Here is a 15,937-nt window from a genome sequence, read left to right as displayed (position 1 = left end):
GCGCCATTTGGCGTCATCCCATCCAGAGCAAGTCCCGCGCCCACACCCCACGCAAGGCTTACTTCCACTCGCCTTTGTTGGGGTTGCGCCAGTAAACATCGCCCATGCCCAGCGACCGGTTCGCCACACGCGCCATAACGAAGAGCAGGTCGGACAAGCGGTTCAGGTACTGCAGCACCGGCTTGTTGACGGGCTCCTGCCGCTGCAAGGCGATGACCGCGCGTTCGGCGCGCCGGCATACCGTGCGCGCGACGTGCAGCAGCGCCGCGGGACGCGATCCGCCCGGCAGGATGAACTCGTTCAAGGCCGGCAGCGTACCGTTGTAATGCGCGAGCCGGCCATCCAGATAGCTGACGTGATTGCGGTCCAGCCGGGTATAGCCGGGGATGGAAAGTTCCGCGCCCATGTCGAACAGCGTGTGCTGCACGTCGCGCAGGTCTTCCACGATGTTGGCATCCAGGCCGGGCTCGGCCAGCACCACGCCCAGCACGCTGTTCAGCTCGTCGACGTCGCCCAGCGCGGCGATCCGCGCATTGTCCTTGGCGACGCGGCTGCCGTCGCCCAGACCGGTCGTGCCGTCGTCCCCGGCACGCGTGGCGATCACCGTCAAGCGCTTAGGCATGCCGCTGGCCCGCGAGCGGCGCGGTGCCCGCGCGGCCGAGCTTGTCCAGCGCGGCGCCGGTCACGCGGACGATGCGCCATTCCGGCAATACGTCGGCGCCCAGGCTTTCATAGAAGTCGATGGCGGTCTGGTTCCAGTCCAGCACTGTCCATTCGAAGCGGCCGCAGCCGCGTTCGACCGCGATGGCGGCCAGTTGCCGCAGCAGCGCGCCGCCGATGCCCTGGCCGCGCTGGTCGGCGCGCACGTAGACGTCTTCCAGGTACAGGCCGCGGCGCGACAGGAAGCTGGAGTAGTTGTGGAACCAGATCGCATAGGCCAGCAGCGCCGGCTCCTGCTCGTCGGTGCGCTGCGCCACCAGGCATTCCGCGGAGGGCGTGCGGCCGAACAGCGAGGCGCGCAGGCTGTCATCCGTCGCCTTGAAGATATCCAGCAGTTTTTCGTATTCGGCCAGTTCGCGCATCAGGCCCAGGATCCCGGGAATGTCCTGCGGCGTGGCGGGGCGGATGATGTAGGGGGTGGTTGCGGCCAAGATCGTCTTCCGAGTCGTCTTCCGTGGAAAAGTGGCGCTATGCTAGTAGCACGCCGCCACGGCCGCAAGCCGCCGGGGGCGTTTCCCCGGCGGTTCCCCGCGGATCACAACACGTAGCGCGCCAGGTCCTGGCTGCCGGCGGCTTCCGCCAGCTTGTCGTCAACGTAGGCCGCGTCGATGCGCACCACGCCGCCGGAGCTGGCCGTGGCGTCGAACGACAGATCTTCCAGCAGCTTTTCCATGACGGTGTACAGCCGTCGCGCGCCGATGTTTTCGGTCTTTTCGTTCACGCTGAACGCCAGCTCGGCCAGCCGCTGTATGCCTTCGTCGGTGAACTCCAGCTGGACGTCCTCGGTGGCCAGCAGGGCCGTGTACTGCTTGGTCAGCGACGCGTCGGTGTCCGAGAGGATGCGCACGAAGTCCGCCGCGGACAGCGAATCGAGCTCGACGCGTATGGGGAAGCGGCCTTGCAGTTCCGGGATCAGGTCGGACGGCTTGGCCAGATGGAAGGCGCCCGAGGCGATGAACAGGATGTGGTCGGTGCGCACCATGCCATAGCGCGTGTTCACCGTGGTGCCTTCCACCAGCGGCAGCAGATCGCGCTGCACGCCCTGCCGGGAAACTTCGGCGCCGCCGCTTTCCTGGCGCGCGGCGATCTTGTCGATCTCGTCCAGGAACACGATGCCGTTCTGTTCGACGTTGGCGATGGCGGCGCTGCGCAGGTCGTCTTCATTGACGCGCTTGGCGGCTTCTTCTTCGATCAGCAGCTTGTAGGCTTCCTTGACCTTGAGCTTGCGCGACTTTTTCTTGTCGCGCGCCAGGCCGGCGAACATGCCGCGCAGCTGCTCCGTCATTTCTTCCATGCCGGGCGGGCCCATGATGTCCATCTGCGGCATGGGCTGGGCGACTTCGATGTCCACTTCCAGGTCATCGATCTTGCCTTCGCGCAGGCGCTTGCGGAAGGTCTGGCGCGCGCTGCTTTCCTCGTTGCGGTCGGGATCGCCGCTGGCGGTGCGCGGCGGCGGCACCAGGGCGTCCAGGATGCGGTCTTCGGCGGCGTCTTCGGCCTGCGAGCGGACACGGCGCATTTCCAGTTCGCGCGTCTGCTTGATGGAGTATTCCGTCAGGTCGCGGATGATGGTGTCGACGTCGCGGCCGACGTAGCCCACTTCGGTGAACTTGGTGGCTTCGATCTTGATGAAGGGCGCATTGGCCAGCTTGGCCAGGCGCCGCGCGATCTCGGTCTTGCCCACGCCCGTCGGTCCGATCATCAGGATGTTCTTGGGGTGGATTTCATGGCGCAGCGGCTCGGCCACCTGCTGCCGGCGCCAGCGATTGCGCAAGGCGACCGCGACGGAGCGCTTGGCGCGGTTCTGGCCGACGATGTATTTGTCGAGTTCGGAGACGATTTCCCCGGGAGTCATGGACGTTGCGGACATGCTTGTATCCTTGGGCGCGGCTGGCTTATTCGCCCAGCGTTTCGATCAGGTGGTTCTGGTTGGTATAGATGCAGATCTCGCCGGCGATCTCCAGCGACTTCTTGACGATTTCCTCGGGCGACATATCCGTGTGATCGAGCAGGGCGCGCGCGGCCGATTGGGCATAGGCGCCGCCGGAGCCGATGGCGGCCAGGCCGTGTTCGGGTTCCAGCACGTCGCCGTTGCCGGTCAGCACCAGCGTGTGGTCGCGGTCGGCCACGATCAGCATGGCTTCCAGGCGGCGCAGCACGCGGTCGGTGCGCCAGTCGCGCGTGAGCTCGACCGCGGCGCGCATCAGGTGCCCCTGATGCTTTTCCAGCTTGGCTTCGAAGCGTTCCTGCAGGGTAAAGGCGTCCGCGGTGGCGCCGGCGAAGCCGGCCAGGATCTTGTCGTGATAGAGGCGGCGGATCTTGCGCGCCGTCCCCTTGATGACGATGTTGCCGAGGGTGACCTGGCCATCGCCGCCCAGCGCGACGCGATTGCCGCGCCGCACGCTGACGATGGTGGTGCCGTGATATTGATCCATGATTGCTTTCCTTCGCGCCGAGGCGGACGGCACACCTGGAAACATTGAGCGGGTGCCTGAACGATCGCATATGGGGTCGGCGGGACGAGGATTCAAGGTTATCTCCGACAGCCCGCCGCGCGCCGCGCCAAAGAAAAAGGGCCGGACCCCTTGCGGATCCGGCCCTTGCGCGGCGTGGTGCCTGATCAGTCGCCGTACAGCTTCTGGCGCATCTCGCGGCGTTCCTGCGCTTCCAGCGACAGGGTGGCCGTGGGACGTGCCAGCAGGCGGGGAATACCGATGGGTTCACCGGTTTCCTCGCACCAGCCGTATTCGCCGCTGTCGATGCGGGCGATGGACTGCTGCACTTTCTTGAGCAGCTTGCGCTCGCGATCGCGCGTGCGCAGTTCCAGCGCGTGTTCTTCTTCGATGGTGGCGCGGTCGGCGGGATCGGGAACGAACTGCGTTTCGCGCAGGTGTTCCGTGGTCTCGCCGGCGTTGTTCAGGATGTCCTGCTCCAGCTGCTTCAACCGATCCTTGAAGAACGCCAGTTGGCGATCGTTCATGTAGTCGGATTCGGGCATGGCCAGCAATTCTTGTTCGCTGGGCAGATCAACCGGCGTCTCGTTCGTCGACTTGCTTGATTTTTTCGTTGCTGCCTTGGTAGCCATGAAAGTACTCCACACTATGAATCGGACCTGAGGGGTCGTGTCCCAATGATCAGGACGCGCCCGCCAGGCACTGCTCCAGTCCCCGGGTGAATATTTCCTGGGGCAGTTTGCGGCCGATGAAGACCATCTTGGTAGACGGCTTTTCGCTGGCCGTCCAGGGTTTGCCGGGCTCGGCGCCCATCATCATGTGCACGCCCTGAAACAGCATGCGCCGGTTCACCCCTTTCATATAGAGGATGCCCTTGTAGCGCAGCAGATCGGGGCCGTACACCTGGACCACGCCGCCCAGGAATTCTTCCAGGCGGACGGGGTCGAACGGCTTGTTGGACCGGAACACGAAGGCGCCGATCTCGTCGTTGTGGTGCGCGTGATGATGGTGGTGATGCTCGTGACCGCATCCCGGGCCGCAGTCGCCGTCATGATCATGAGCATGGTCGTGATCGTGATCATGGTCGTGGCGGGCGTCGGGGTGCTCCTGGTCGAGGAATTCCGGATCGATGTCCAGGATCGAGTTCAGGTTGAAGCCGCTGATGTCGATGATGGACTTCAGGTCCACTTCGCCGAAGTTGACGGGCGTGATGGGCGCGCGCGGATTGATGCGCACGACGCGCGCGCGCAGCGCTTCGTAGTCGGCGTCGTTCACCAGGTCGCGCTTGGAAATCAGGATGCGGTCGGCGAAGCCGATCTGCTTCTGCGATTCTTCCTGCGCGTCCAGCGTGGCCATGCCGTGCTTGGCGTCGACCACCGTGACGACGGCGTCCAGCCGATAGTATTCGGCGATGTCGTCGTCCATGAAGAACGTCTGGCACACCGGGCCAGGATTGGCCATCCCGGTGGTTTCCAGGATGACGCGTTCGAATTTCAGTTCGCCTGCCTGGCGCTTGGCCTTCAGGTCGCTCAGCGTGCGCATCAGGTCGCCGCGCACGGTGCAGCACACGCAGCCATTGCTGAGCTCGACGATTTCTTCGTCGCTGTCCTGCACCAGCAGGTCGTTGTCGATGCTTTCCGGTCCGAATTCGTTTTCGATGACCGCGACGCGGCGGCCGTGGTATTCGGTCAGGATGCGTTTCAGCAGCGTGGTCTTGCCCGCACCCAGAAAGCCGGTAAGGATCGTGACGGGGACCATTTCGTCCAGACTGCGCAAGGTATTCATAATGACTGCCGATTCAATGCTTCGGCGTAACGCCCTGGCGTGTCGCCTGGGCCTTGCGCGAAGCGCGGGGGGCGTGGGTGTCGTGGCCGCCGTCTCAGGGGCTGCCTTCCCGCCCGGACGCAGGATTACAGCACAGTCGGCGACGCCGGGCAAACCCCGGGCCTACCCTGGTTTAAAGGAAGATTGCAGCCAAATGGGGGCAGATGTGGGGATTTCAACACCAGGATCGGAAATTATCCGTAATCCTTTATCCATAGAACGCAGGAGCCCCATCGGGTGCGCGCGACTGCGTCGTGCCGGCGCGGTCGCGCCGCTCCATCGTATGGCGTGCCAAGGGACCAGCCGCGTTCAATGGCGATGCGGATGGGCATGGCCATCCCCATGCGCGGCGTGGTCCGCAGCGCCGGCCGCGCGCTGTTGCTGGCAGGCGGGGCACAAGGCGCGGATCTCGGTTTCGTGCGACGTCAGGGCGTAGCCGGTATGGGCGACGCGTTCGGCCAGTTGGCGGCCCATGGCCGGATCGTTGACTTCCGCCACCGCGCCGCAGCCGGTGCAGACGACGAGCAGGTCGTGCGGCGCGCCGCCGGCGTCATGGCAGGCCGTCCAGGCATTGACGGCATCCAATCGATGGATGAGTCCTTCATCCATCAGGAAGTCCAGCGCGCGGTAGACCGTGGGCGGCGCCGCGCCTGGATGCACGGCCCGCATGGCCTCCAGCAGGTCGTAGGCCTTCAGGCTGCGGCCGTGGCGCAGCAGCAGCTCCAGCACTTTGCGCCGTATCGGCGTCAGGCGCCGGCCGCGTTGCGCGCACAGCGTTTCGGCGAGATCCAGTTGGGCGCCGACGCTATCGGGTTCAGACGTTGGGGTGGAAGTGGGCATAAGGCGAGCGGGCCGTGGAGGGCCGGGCGTGGACGGGATAGAGGATACCCGACCTGATCGCCGGCCAGGCTCCGGCCGGTATGGCGTCCGGCGAAGCGGTTGGTTTTGTTATGATATAACAATGCGTCGCCGCGGCTTGCCCCCGGGGCCATCCATCCGTTTCCCTGCCTGACCCCGATGACTTCCGATCCCATTCCCCCCAGCTCATCCACCGCGCGCCGCCCGCGTCTCGCGGGACACGGCTCCTGGCTGCTGGCCTCCGCCGCGCAACGCATGGCCGCGGCGGTGTTGGTCAGCGGCGCCCTGTGGGGACTTACCGCGTGGGCGATGGGATGGTGGTAGAGACGGCGCGCGCGCCGGCGCGCATCTCGCTGGAAGCGGCATCCTTCGGCTGGCGGGGACGTCGCGCGGTGAACGAGGTCAGCGGCAGTTTCATGCCCGGGACGATGACGGCGATCGTCGGGCCGAATGGCGCGGGCAAGTCCACCCTGATCAAGGGCGTGATGGGCGTGCTGCGGCCGATGTCGGGGCGCGTGACCGTGAGCGGCGCGGGACGCCGCGATCTGGCCTGGCTGCCGCAGGCGGCCGAGCTGGACAAGAGTTTCCCCATCACCGTCCATGAGCTGGTGGCGATGGGCGCCTGGCGCAGGGTCGGCGCCTGGCGCCGCTATGGCGCGGACGAACGCGAACGCGTGCGGCAGGCGCTGGAAGCGGTCGGCCTGGGCGGCGCGGGCGATCGCATCGTCGGCACGCTGTCCGGCGGGCAGTTGCAGCGCGCCCTGTTCGCGCGATTGCTGCTGCAGGATGCCGACGTGCTCTTGCTGGACGAACCGTTCGCGGCGGTGGACTCCCACACCGTTGACGACTTGATGCGGCTGCTGGCCGCATGCCATGGGCAGGGGCGCACCATCGTCGCGGTGCTGCACGACCTGGAGCTGGTGCGCGCGCATTTTCCGCACACCCTGTTGCTGTCCGGCGATGTCGTTGCCTGGGGGCCGACGGCGGAGGTCCTGACGGACGCCAATCTGCGCACGGCCCGGCAACTGCGCGATCGGGAGCTGGCATGACCCTGGTCGACTGGGTGGTATCGCCCTTCCTGGATTACGGCTTCATGCGCCGCGCGCTGGCGGGCTCGTTCGCCCTGGCGTTCGGCGCCGCCCCATTGGGCGTGTTCCTGGTCCTGCGCCGCATGAGCCTGATGGGCGATGCCATGTCGCATGCCATCCTGCCCGGCGTGGCCGCCGGATTCCTGCTGTCCGGCCTGTCGCTGAGCGCGATGCTGCTGGGCGGCATCGTCACGGGCCTGGCGGTGGCCCTGCTGGCCGGGCTGGTGTCGCGCCTGACGCCTTTGCGCGAAGACGCCAGTTTCGCGGCGTTCTATCTGATTTCGCTGGGGCTGGGCGTATTGCTGGTGTCGCTGCGCGGCTCGAACATGGATCTGCTGCACGTGCTGTTCGGCACCGTGCTGGGCCTGGACGACGATGCGCTGCTGCTGGTCACCGCCTGCGCGACCATTACCTTGCTGGCGCTGGGCGGGCTGTATCGCCTGCTGGTGGCGGAATGCCTGGATCCCGGCTTCCTGCGCGCCTCCGGCGGCAGGGGCTCGCTGGTTCACATGGCGTTCCTGATGCTGGTGGTGTTCAACCTGGTGGCGGGTTTCCAGGTGCTCGGAACGCTGATGGTGGTCGGCATCATGATGCTGCCCGCCGCGTCCGCGCGGTTCTGGACACGGACCGCGGCGGGCCAGATGCCCCTGGCGGCGCTGCTGGGCGCGGCCGCGTCGCTGGCTGGCCTGCTGGTTTCTTACCACTACAGCCTGCCGGCGTCGCCGGCCATCATCCTGAGCGCGGGCGTGGTTTATCTGGTTTCGGTGGCATGCGGCCCGCAGGGCGGTTTGCTGGATCTATCGCGGCGCGCGCGCGGCGCCGCGCGTTGAAGCAGTCTGGAGGCACGGGTATGGTGATCGGATTCTTGAAATCGACGATGGCGCGGCGGGCGGCCGCCTGGCTGGGCGGCATGTCGCTGGCCTGGTGCGCGGCGTTCGCGTACGCGGCCGATGCGCCGGGCGTCGCTACGCCGGGCGTCGCTACATCGGGCGTCGCGACGCCGCCCGCCAATGCCGCATCCGGTCCTTTGCGCGTGGTCGCGAGTTTCTCCATCCTGGGCGATATGACCAGGCAGATCGGCGGGGAAGACGTGCAGGTCGATACGCTGGTGGGGCCCGATGGCGACGCGCATGAGTACGAGCCGACGCCGGCCGATGCCCGGGCCCTGAGCGCCGCACAACTGCTGGTGGTCAACGGCCTGAATTTCGAGACCTGGCTGGGCCGGCTGGTGAAAAGCGCGAACTTCAAGGGCGCCACCGTGGTGGCGTCGCAAGGCGTGCAGCCGCGTGACTTCGGCGCCGATGACGTCGCCGGCCAGGCCGCCGAGGCGGGCGTGCAGGGCGGCGGCTCCGCCGGACGCGGCGCGCGTGAAGGGCATGACGCTCATGACGCTCATGGTGCTCATGGCGCGCATGACGTCCACGATGCCCATACCGATCCGCACGCCTGGCAGAGCCTGGCCAATGGCGCGATCTATGCCCGCAACATCGGCGCGGCCCTGGCCAAGGCGGACCCGGCGCACGCCGATGCCTACCGGCAGCGCACGGATGCCTACGTCGCCAGGATCGAAGCCCTGGACAAGCAGGTCAAGCAGGCCTTCGCGGCTTTGCCGCCCGAACGGCGCCGCGTGGTGACGTCCCACGATGCCTTCGGCTACTTCGGCCAGGCGTATGGCGTGACGTTCATTTCGACCATGGGTATCTCCACCGACGCCGAGCCTTCCGCCGCCGATCTGGCGCGCATCATCGACCAGGTCAAGCGTGAAAAGGTGCCCGCGGTGTTCCTGGAGAACGTCAGCAACCCGCGCCTGGGCCAGCGCATCGCGCACGAAAGCGGCGCCAAGCTGGGCGGGACCTTGTATTCCGATGCGCTGGCCAGGCCGGGCTTGCCGGCCGCCACCTACCTGGGCATGTTCCAGTGGAATCTGTCGCAGTTCATGGCGGCGCTGAAGCCCTGAATCGTTGAACGCCAGCCCTGAACCCCGGCCCTGAAATGCCGCCCTGGAATCCAGGCCGGAAACGCAGGGCTCAGGATTTCCTGCCGGCGCGGGGATGCGCCTTGTCGTACACCTGGGCCAGGTGCTGGAAATCCAGGCGCGTATAGACCTGCGTGGTGGTGATGTTCGCGTGCCCCAGCATTTCCTGCACGGCGCGCAGGTCCTGCGCCGATTGCAGCACGTGGCTGGCGAAACTATGGCGCAGCACGTGCGGGTGCACGTGCACGGGCAGGCCGGCGACGCGGGCCAGCTTGGCCAGTTGCGACTGCACGACGCGCGGCGAGATGCGATGGCCGCGCGCCCCCAGGAACAGCGCGGCCGCGTCGGACGGCGTGGAGCGCGGGCCCAGCAGCGCCGCGCGCGCGGGCAGCCAGGCCTGCAAGGCCTGCACCGCGGCGGCTCCCACCGGCACCGCGCGCTGCTTGCCGCCCTTGCCCAGCACGACGACTTCCCGTTCATCCAGGTTCAACCAGCTTGCCGACGTGTGGTCGGCGCCGCGTTCGTAGCGCCAGTCCAGGCTGGTCAGTTCGGACAAGCGCAGCCCGCTCGAATAGAGCAGTTCCAGCATGGCCTGGTCGCGCAGCGCCACCGGGTCGTGGCCGCCGCCCGCCGCGGGGCGGTCCATCAGCGCCTGGGCCTGTTCGACGGAGAGCGCCTTGGGCAGCGGCCGGGGCGCCTTGGGCGCGCGCACGCCGGCGACGGGATTGCCCGGCAGTCCAGCCTGTGGCGCCCACCATTGGTAGAAACCGCGCCATGCCGCCAGCGCGCGCGCCAGGCTGCGCGGTCCCAGCTCGCGGGCATGCAGGCGCGCCACGAATTGACGGATATGGCCGTGCGCCAGCCGTTCCAGCGGGATATCGCCGGCCAGTTCAGCCAGCTGCCGCAGATCGCGCCCGTAACCGTCCAGCGTATGCGCCGAGTAACGGCGCTGGCCGGCAAGGTGCGCCAGCCACGCTTGCATCGGCGCGGGCAGCGGGCGGTCCATGATGGGGCGAGGCCTCAGGCCAGTCGGCGCAGCGCCGCCGACGCCAGCTTGCCCACGGTGTCCAGGAAGGTCGTGGACATATCCGGCGCGAAGCGTTCGGGGTCGTTGGATCCCAGCACCAGGAGTCCGACCGTGGGCGCGTCCGCGCCGGGGCGCAGGGGGATCAAGGCCAGCGAGCGCGGCTTGGCGCTGAGCCAGCTGGCCGCCTCGAATTCCGTATCGGTGCCGCAGTAGGGCGCTTTCAGGCTGTCCGCGAACGTGCGTACGTCTTCGGACACCGGTTCGCCATAGCCGCTTTCCTGCATGCCGGACAGGCGCCACAGCCGCAGGCCGACTTCGTTCAGGTCGAATTCCCGCGCCAGGCCCAGGGCGATTTCGCCGGGGATGCGGTCGATCTGCGTTTCGGCCAGCAGGCGGGAGCACCATAGCGTGAGCCGGCTGCTGATGCCTTCGTTGGCATTGGCGTTGTGGATCAGCTCGTTCAGGCGCCATTCCTGTTCGCGATTGCGTTCGCGCAGCATCAGGATCTGCCGTTCACCCAGCGATATCGCGCCGCCGCCATGCGGGTGCGGCACGTGCATGTCCGCGAAGACGTCGGCATGCGAGGTGAAAAAATCCGGATGGTCGCGCAGGAAATCGGCGACCTGTTGCGGACTGAGGGCGTTGTCGGTCATAGGGTGCGGTACGGCTCGCTTAACGGTTCAAGGCCATGGAAAAGACCAGCTTGTCGATGTCGACCGCGCCGGTGTAGACAGAGGTCGCCGGGCCGGTCATGCGCAGCGCGCGGCCGTCCCAGTCCACCGTCAGCACGCCGCCGCGCGCCTGCACGCGCACCGGCGTATCGAGCAGGCCGCGGCGGATGCCGGCCGCGACCGCGGCGCAGGCGCCGGTGCCGCAGGCCAGCGTTTCGCCGGCGCCGCGTTCGTAGACGCGCAAGCGGATGTCGTGGCGGTCGACGATCTGCATGAAGCCCGCGTTGACCCGGCGCGGAAAGCGCGCGTGCGACTCCACCGCCGGGCCGATCACATGGACCGGCGCGCGATCGACGTCGTCCACCACCTGTACCGCGTGTGGATTCGAGATGGCGACCACGGAGATCTCCACGCTGGCCGGCATGGCCGGCGCATCGCCGGCGGGCAGCGGCAGGGTGTAGAGCGTATCCACGCCTTCCTTGCGCGACGCCAGGCCCGCGGCGTCGAAGGGCAGATCCACCGGTTCGAAACGCGTGATGCCCATGTCCACGGTGACCTGTTCGTCATCGCCTTCGTCCAGCACCAGGATGCCGGTGGCGATCTGCGCGCGCAGCGGATTGCGGTCGGAAAGGCCTGTGTCGTGGACGAAGCGCACGAAGCAGCGCGCGCCGTTGCCGCAATGTTCGACTTCGCTGCCGTCGGAATTGAAGATGCGATAGCGGAAATCCGCGTCGGCGACGGTGGCGGGTTCGACCAGCAGGATCTGGTCGGCGCCGATGCCGAAGTGACGGTCGCCCAGCGCCCTGGCGCGTTCGGGCGTCATCGTGATGGCCTGGCGCACGCCGTCAAGGACGACGAAGTCGTTGCCGGCGCCGTGCATTTTCGTGAAGTTCCACATGATTGCGACATTATCGCCCAATCCCGCCGCTTGACGCATGCGGCGCCGCGGGGCTTCAGTACACCTTGGCTTCGCCGGGCGGGCGGGTCTTGAAGCGGCGATGCACCCAATAGTATTGGCTGGGGCAGCGCCGCACCCAGGTTTCCAATTCGCGGTTCAGGCGCGCGGTGGCTTCTTCCAGCGTGTCGTCGCCGGGGAAATCCTCGAGCGCGGGCAGCACGTCGACGTGATAGCGGCCGGTGTCCGGATCCCAGAACTCGATGACGGGAATCACCGGCGTATGCCATTTGCGGGCGATCTGCGCGGTGGCGGGTATCGTCGCCGCCTGCACGCCGAAGAAGGGCACGAAGATGGCGCCTTCGCGGCCGAAGTCCATGTCCGGAAGGTAATACACCGGCCGCGCTTCGCGCAGGTGGCGGATCAGCCCGCGCACGCCTTCCTTGCGGCTGACCAGGTGCACTTCATTGAAACGCTGGCGGCCCGCCCGCACGATGGCGTCGACGTCCGGGTCGCGCTGCGGGGTATACATGGTGGCGCCGGTGGGCGATTCCATCGTCAGCCGCGTGGCCGCCACGTCCAGGCCGATGAAGTGGGGCGCCAGCAGGATCAGCGGCTGCTTTTCCCGTCCCAGGCGCAGGAATTCCTCGTGCCCGGATACCGTCACCATGTCGCGGATGGCCTCGGGCGTGCCGTACCACAGCACGCCGCGGTCGACCACGGACTGGCAGAGCGCGCGGAAATGCTGATGCAGCCAGCGCCGGCGGGTTTCCGGGCTTTCATCGGGAAAGCAGAGATCCAGGTTGATGCGCACGATGCGCCGCCGGCGGCGCGCGAACAGCAGCGTGAACCAGGTGAGGATCGCGCCGGCGCGCAGCCGCGTCGCGGGGCTGACGCGGCCGAACCAGGAAAACAGGGCGACCAGGGCCCGGTGCTTGATCCCGCTCATTGGATGCCATCCGCGGAGGCCACGGCGACGCCGGCGTCCGGGGCGGGTGGGGCGCCGCGCGGGGTCTTGTAGCGGTTGTAGCCCCACAGGTATTGCTGGGGAAAGCGGCGGATCAGGGTTTCCATGGCGGCATTGAACAACGCGGCCTGGGCTGCCGCGTCGGCGGGCAGGGGGCCCGGCACGCGGACATAGTGCACACGCCAGCCGCGTCCGCGCGGCAGCCGTTCGCCGGCGGTGAGGATGACCGGGACGTCGTGGGGAAAAGCCAGCTTGCCGGGCAGGGTGACGGTATAGGCCATGCGGCCGAAAAAGGGCGCCCAGACGCCGTCGCCTTCCTTCGGCGCCTGGTCCGGCAGCATGCCGATGCCTTCGCCGCGCCGCAGGGCGCGCACGAATTCGCGCACGCCCTGCATGGTGGCGGGCACGGCGCGCAGCCTGGACGTATTGCGCGCGGCATCCAGCAGCGGCGCCAGGGCGGGCTGGCGTGGCGGCCGGAACATGACCGTGAGCGGCAACTGGCGCGTCAGGTGCCGCGCCATGATTTCGAAGCACCCCAGATGGGGCGTCATGAAGAGAACGCCGCGATTTTCGGCGCGGGCGGCCTGGACGATGGCTTCGTCGTCCGATCGAACGCGCGCCAGGCAGCCGTCGGTCTGGAACCAGACCTTGGGCATTTCGAAGATCATGGCGCCGGCCTGGGCGGCGGCCTCGCGGGCGAAGCGGGGGGCGCCGTAGCCGGCCTGGGCGGCGTTGGCGCGCAGCCGGCGGCGGTATTTGCCGGGCCAGAGATAGGCCAGAACGCCGAAGAAACGCCCCATGCCATGCAGCACGGAGAGCGGCAGGCGGGCCAGCAGGCGGAACAGGGCGACGAGCAGCATGCGGGGGTAATGGGTGAAAGCCGCCATTTTCGCTTAAAATGGCAAAGGTCGCCGAGTTAACCGACAACTTGCGGGGCGACGCGCGCAGTCCAGGGGCTTACCGCTGGGTTCGCACGCAAAATCCGCTAAAGCGTCGCGCCGTGGTCAAAATCTTTCCGGATTGCGAGCCAGGTGCAACGCACCTTCGTCAATCCGACCGCTGGCGGTCAGGCCCGGGCCATGCCCCGGCCAGTGCCCCGCGGTCCTGCAAGGAATGCAAAACCGTGGCACATAGCGATTTTCTCTTCACTTCCGAATCCGTTTCCGAAGGCCATCCGGACAAGGTCGCCGACCAGATCTCCGATGCCGTCCTGGACGCGATCTTCACGCAGGATCCCAACGCCCGCGTTGCCGCGGAAACGCTGTGCAACACCGGCCTGGTCGTGCTGGCCGGCGAAATCAGCACCTCGGCCAGCGTCGACTACATCCAGGTCGCCCGCGACACGATCCGCCGCATCGGCTACGACAACACCGAATACGGCATCGACTACAAGGGCTGCGCGGTGCTGGTCGCCTACGACAAGCAATCGCCCGACATCGCCCAGGGCGTGGATCGCACGTCGGAAGACTATCTGAACCAGGGCGCCGGCGACCAGGGCCTGATGTTCGGCTATGCCTGCGACGAAACGCCGGACCTGATGCCGGCGCCGATCTGGTATTCGCACCGCCTGGTGCAGCGCCAGAGCGAACTGCGCAAGGACGGCCGTCTGCCGTGGCTGCGTCCCGACGCCAAGTCGCAGGTCACCTTCCGCTACGTCGACGGCCGCCCGACCGAAGTCGACACCGTGGTGCTGTCCACCCAGCACGCGCCGGAAGTCTCCCAGGAAACCATCCGTGAAGCCGTCATCGAGGACATCATCAAGCCGTGCTTCCCGGCCGGCCTGATCACGCCCAAGACCCGCTTCCTGGTCAACCCGACCGGACGCTTCGTCATCGGCGGCCCGCAGGGCGATTGCGGCCTGACCGGCCGCAAGATCATCGTCGACACCTACGGCGGCGCGTGCCGCCACGGCGGTGGCGCGTTCTCGGGCAAGGATCCGTCCAAGGTCGACCGCTCCGCCGCCTACGGCGCCCGCTACGTGGCCAAGAACATCGTGGCCGCGGGCCTGGCGCGCAAGTGCGAAGTGCAGGTCAGCTACGCCATCGGCGTGGCCGAACCCATCAACATCACGGTCTACACGGCCGGCACCGGCGTGATCCCGGACGAGCAACTGTCCAAGCTGGTGCGCGAGCACTTCGACCTGCGCCCCAAGGGCATCGTCAACATGCTGGACCTGCTGCGTCCGATCTATTCCAAGACGGCCGCCTACGGCCACTTCGGCCGGTCGGAGCCGGAGTTCAGCTGGGAAGCCACGGACAAGGTCGCCACGCTTAAAAAAGCGGCCTGAATACCGGCCAGGCGCGCCGGCAAGGCGCGGCGGCGTAGGCCGCTGCCCAGGATTCACCCCGATGCCGCGACGGTGACGTCGCGGCATCGTTTTTGTCGCCGCCGGTCGGTCCCGCCAAGCTGCTGCTCATCCATAAGCGGCAGCTTCCGCATTCCTGTGTCTTACAGCCACGACGTCGTCGCAATCGAATACATATTCTTTGGCGACCTGTTAACCTGTGCGTCGTTTTGGCCCCGCTTTCGGGGCCCGCGCGATCCGTCGATCGTTGCCGCACTCAATTAGAGACTTTCCTGGAGCAATAAGTGAGCGTATCCAGCAGCAGTTTGTCCGCCGTCGTGCGCGAGACCGAGCAGACGATCCTGAAGGAATGGATCGGATTGCAGTTGGAGTCGTCCAATGCGAAGGGCCTGATCAACGACACCGAGCTGCGCGCACAGGCCAGCAATTTCCTGAATGTCTTCGCTGCCGCCATCCAGGACAACATGGACGCGCGCATGCCCGGCGCGGCGTGGGATGAAGTCCGCGCCTTCCTGTCGGCGCTGTCGCGCAGCCGTGCGGTGCAGGGCTTTTCGCCGTCCGACACGGCGGTCTTCGTGTTCTCGCTCAAGCAGCCGCTGCTGTCGGCGCTGCGCCGGGAATTCGGCGACGATCCGGGCCGCCTGGCCGATGAATTCTGGAAGCTGTCGTTGATCCTGGATTCCTTGGGGCTGTTCACGGTGGAGGCCTACCAGAAGGGCCGCGAACAGATCATCCAGCGCCAGCAGCAGGAGTTGCTGGAGCTTTCCACGCCCGTGGTACAGATCTGGGACGGCATCCTGGCGCTGCCGCTGATCGGCACGCTGGACAGCGAGCGCACGCAGACCGTCATGGAAAGCCTGCTGGAAGGCATCGTCGAGCACGAAGCGACGATCGCCATCATCGACATTACCGGCGTACCCATGGTCGATACGCTGGTGGCCCAGCATCTGCTGAAAACGGTGGCCGCGGCGCGCCTGATGGGCGCCGAGTGCATCATCAGCGGCATCCGGCCGCAGATCGCCCAGACCATCGTGCACCTGGGCGTGGAGCTGGGTGACGTCGTCACCAAGTCGACCCTGTCGGAAGCCCTGCGCGTGGCCTTGTTCAAGACCGGCCAGCAGGTCGCTCGGATGCAGGGCGGCAAGGCGTAAGGC

The 15,937-nt window shown here is 67.1% G+C and carries 17 protein-coding genes; 5 read left to right on the top strand and 12 right to left on the bottom strand.

What is annotated here, in order from left to right:
* Positions 1–58: 58 nt before the first annotated feature.
* From CAL26_RS25710 to CAL26_RS25680, 7 genes are all read right to left on the bottom strand, one after another.
* Positions 59–622 carry a cob(I)yrinic acid a,c-diamide adenosyltransferase gene (locus CAL26_RS25710; RefSeq protein WP_094849456.1) on the bottom strand — a complete coding sequence of 188 codons (564 nt, stop codon included), beginning with the start codon at positions 620–622 and terminating at the stop codon, positions 59–61.
* On the bottom strand, positions 615–1,082 hold the full coding sequence (locus CAL26_RS25705) for a GNAT family N-acetyltransferase (protein WP_094850090.1): 468 nt from the start codon (positions 1,080–1,082) through the stop codon (positions 615–617). The genes CAL26_RS25710 and CAL26_RS25705 overlap by 8 nt, the downstream gene beginning before the upstream one ends.
* Before the next feature lie 173 nt (positions 1,083–1,255).
* Complete coding sequence (gene hslU, locus CAL26_RS25700) at positions 1,256–2,590, bottom strand: ATP-dependent protease ATPase subunit HslU (protein WP_094849455.1); 1,335 nt, start codon at positions 2,588–2,590, stop codon at positions 1,256–1,258.
* A 25-nt stretch (positions 2,591–2,615) separates the two neighbouring features.
* The gene (hslV, locus tag CAL26_RS25695; protein WP_086067379.1) at positions 2,616–3,155 is read right to left on the bottom strand and encodes an ATP-dependent protease subunit HslV; all 540 of its coding nucleotides are present in this window, start codon (positions 3,153–3,155) and stop codon (positions 2,616–2,618) included.
* Positions 3,156–3,340: 185 nt separating this feature from the next.
* Positions 3,341–3,805 carry an RNA polymerase-binding protein DksA gene (gene dksA / locus CAL26_RS25690; RefSeq protein ID WP_086067378.1) on the bottom strand — a complete coding sequence of 155 codons (465 nt, stop codon included), beginning with the start codon at positions 3,803–3,805 and terminating at the stop codon, positions 3,341–3,343.
* Between the two features lie 49 nt (positions 3,806–3,854).
* Positions 3,855–4,958 (bottom strand): CobW family GTP-binding protein, encoded by a 1,104-nt coding sequence (locus CAL26_RS25685; RefSeq protein WP_094849454.1) that lies wholly within the window; start codon positions 4,956–4,958, stop codon positions 3,855–3,857.
* 348 nt (positions 4,959–5,306) lie between these two features.
* Positions 5,307–5,837, bottom strand: a complete 531-nt coding sequence (locus CAL26_RS25680; protein WP_094849453.1) for a Fur family transcriptional regulator — start codon at positions 5,835–5,837, stop codon at positions 5,307–5,309.
* A 332-nt stretch (positions 5,838–6,169) separates the two neighbouring features.
* Between CAL26_RS25680 and aztA the strand changes: the two genes are divergently transcribed.
* The 3 genes from aztA to CAL26_RS25665 are packed head-to-tail and all read left to right on the top strand — an operon-like array spanning position 6,170 to position 8,900.
* Positions 6,170–6,904, top strand: coding sequence for a zinc ABC transporter ATP-binding protein AztA (gene aztA, locus CAL26_RS25675; RefSeq protein ID WP_094849452.1), 735 nt, complete (start codon positions 6,170–6,172; stop codon positions 6,902–6,904).
* Positions 6,901–7,773 (top strand): metal ABC transporter permease, encoded by an 873-nt coding sequence (locus CAL26_RS25670; protein ID WP_094849451.1) that lies wholly within the window; start codon positions 6,901–6,903, stop codon positions 7,771–7,773. The genes aztA and CAL26_RS25670 overlap by 4 nt, the downstream gene beginning before the upstream one ends.
* A gap of 20 nt (positions 7,774–7,793) precedes the next feature.
* Complete coding sequence (locus tag CAL26_RS25665) at positions 7,794–8,900, top strand: metal ABC transporter substrate-binding protein (RefSeq protein WP_256988586.1); 1,107 nt, start codon at positions 7,794–7,796, stop codon at positions 8,898–8,900.
* Between the two features lie 70 nt (positions 8,901–8,970).
* Here CAL26_RS25665 and xerC read toward each other — a convergent pair whose 3' ends face one another.
* From xerC to CAL26_RS25640, 5 genes are read right to left on the bottom strand one after another with little or no spacing between them, the layout of a single operon-like run.
* On the bottom strand, positions 8,971–9,924 hold the full coding sequence (gene xerC / locus CAL26_RS25660; RefSeq protein WP_094849450.1) for a tyrosine recombinase XerC: 954 nt from the start codon (positions 9,922–9,924) through the stop codon (positions 8,971–8,973).
* A gap of 14 nt (positions 9,925–9,938) precedes the next feature.
* The gene (locus CAL26_RS25655) at positions 9,939–10,598 is read right to left on the bottom strand and encodes a DUF484 family protein (protein ID WP_094849449.1); all 660 of its coding nucleotides are present in this window, start codon (positions 10,596–10,598) and stop codon (positions 9,939–9,941) included.
* Between the two features lie 19 nt (positions 10,599–10,617).
* Complete coding sequence (dapF, locus tag CAL26_RS25650) at positions 10,618–11,535, bottom strand: diaminopimelate epimerase (RefSeq protein WP_094850088.1); 918 nt, start codon at positions 11,533–11,535, stop codon at positions 10,618–10,620.
* A 34-nt stretch (positions 11,536–11,569) separates the two neighbouring features.
* A complete protein-coding gene (locus CAL26_RS25645; RefSeq protein WP_094849448.1) occupies positions 11,570–12,460 on the bottom strand; it encodes a lysophospholipid acyltransferase family protein in 891 nt (296 codons plus the stop codon).
* Entirely contained in the window at positions 12,457–13,335 is an 879-nt protein-coding gene (locus CAL26_RS25640; RefSeq protein WP_094850087.1) for a lysophospholipid acyltransferase family protein, read from the bottom strand. Before CAL26_RS25640 ends, CAL26_RS25645 begins: the two co-directional genes overlap by 4 nt.
* Positions 13,336–13,601: 266 nt before the next feature.
* Between CAL26_RS25640 and metK the strand changes: the two genes are divergently transcribed.
* Positions 13,602–14,765 carry a methionine adenosyltransferase gene (metK, locus tag CAL26_RS25635; RefSeq protein WP_094849447.1) on the top strand — a complete coding sequence of 388 codons (1,164 nt, stop codon included), beginning with the start codon at positions 13,602–13,604 and terminating at the stop codon, positions 14,763–14,765.
* Positions 14,766–15,067: 302 nt separating this feature from the next.
* The gene (locus CAL26_RS25630; RefSeq protein ID WP_094849446.1) at positions 15,068–15,934 is read left to right on the top strand and encodes an STAS domain-containing protein; all 867 of its coding nucleotides are present in this window, start codon (positions 15,068–15,070) and stop codon (positions 15,932–15,934) included.
* Positions 15,935–15,937 lie beyond the last annotated feature (3 nt).

Origin of the sequence: Bordetella genomosp. 9 (genome assembly GCF_002261425.1) — a bacterium.
In the GTDB taxonomy this organism is placed as follows: Bacteria; Pseudomonadota; Gammaproteobacteria; order Burkholderiales; family Burkholderiaceae_B; genus Bordetella_C.
Note: the sequence above shows the minus strand (reverse complement) of the source record. Positions and strands in the feature narration are given on the sequence as shown.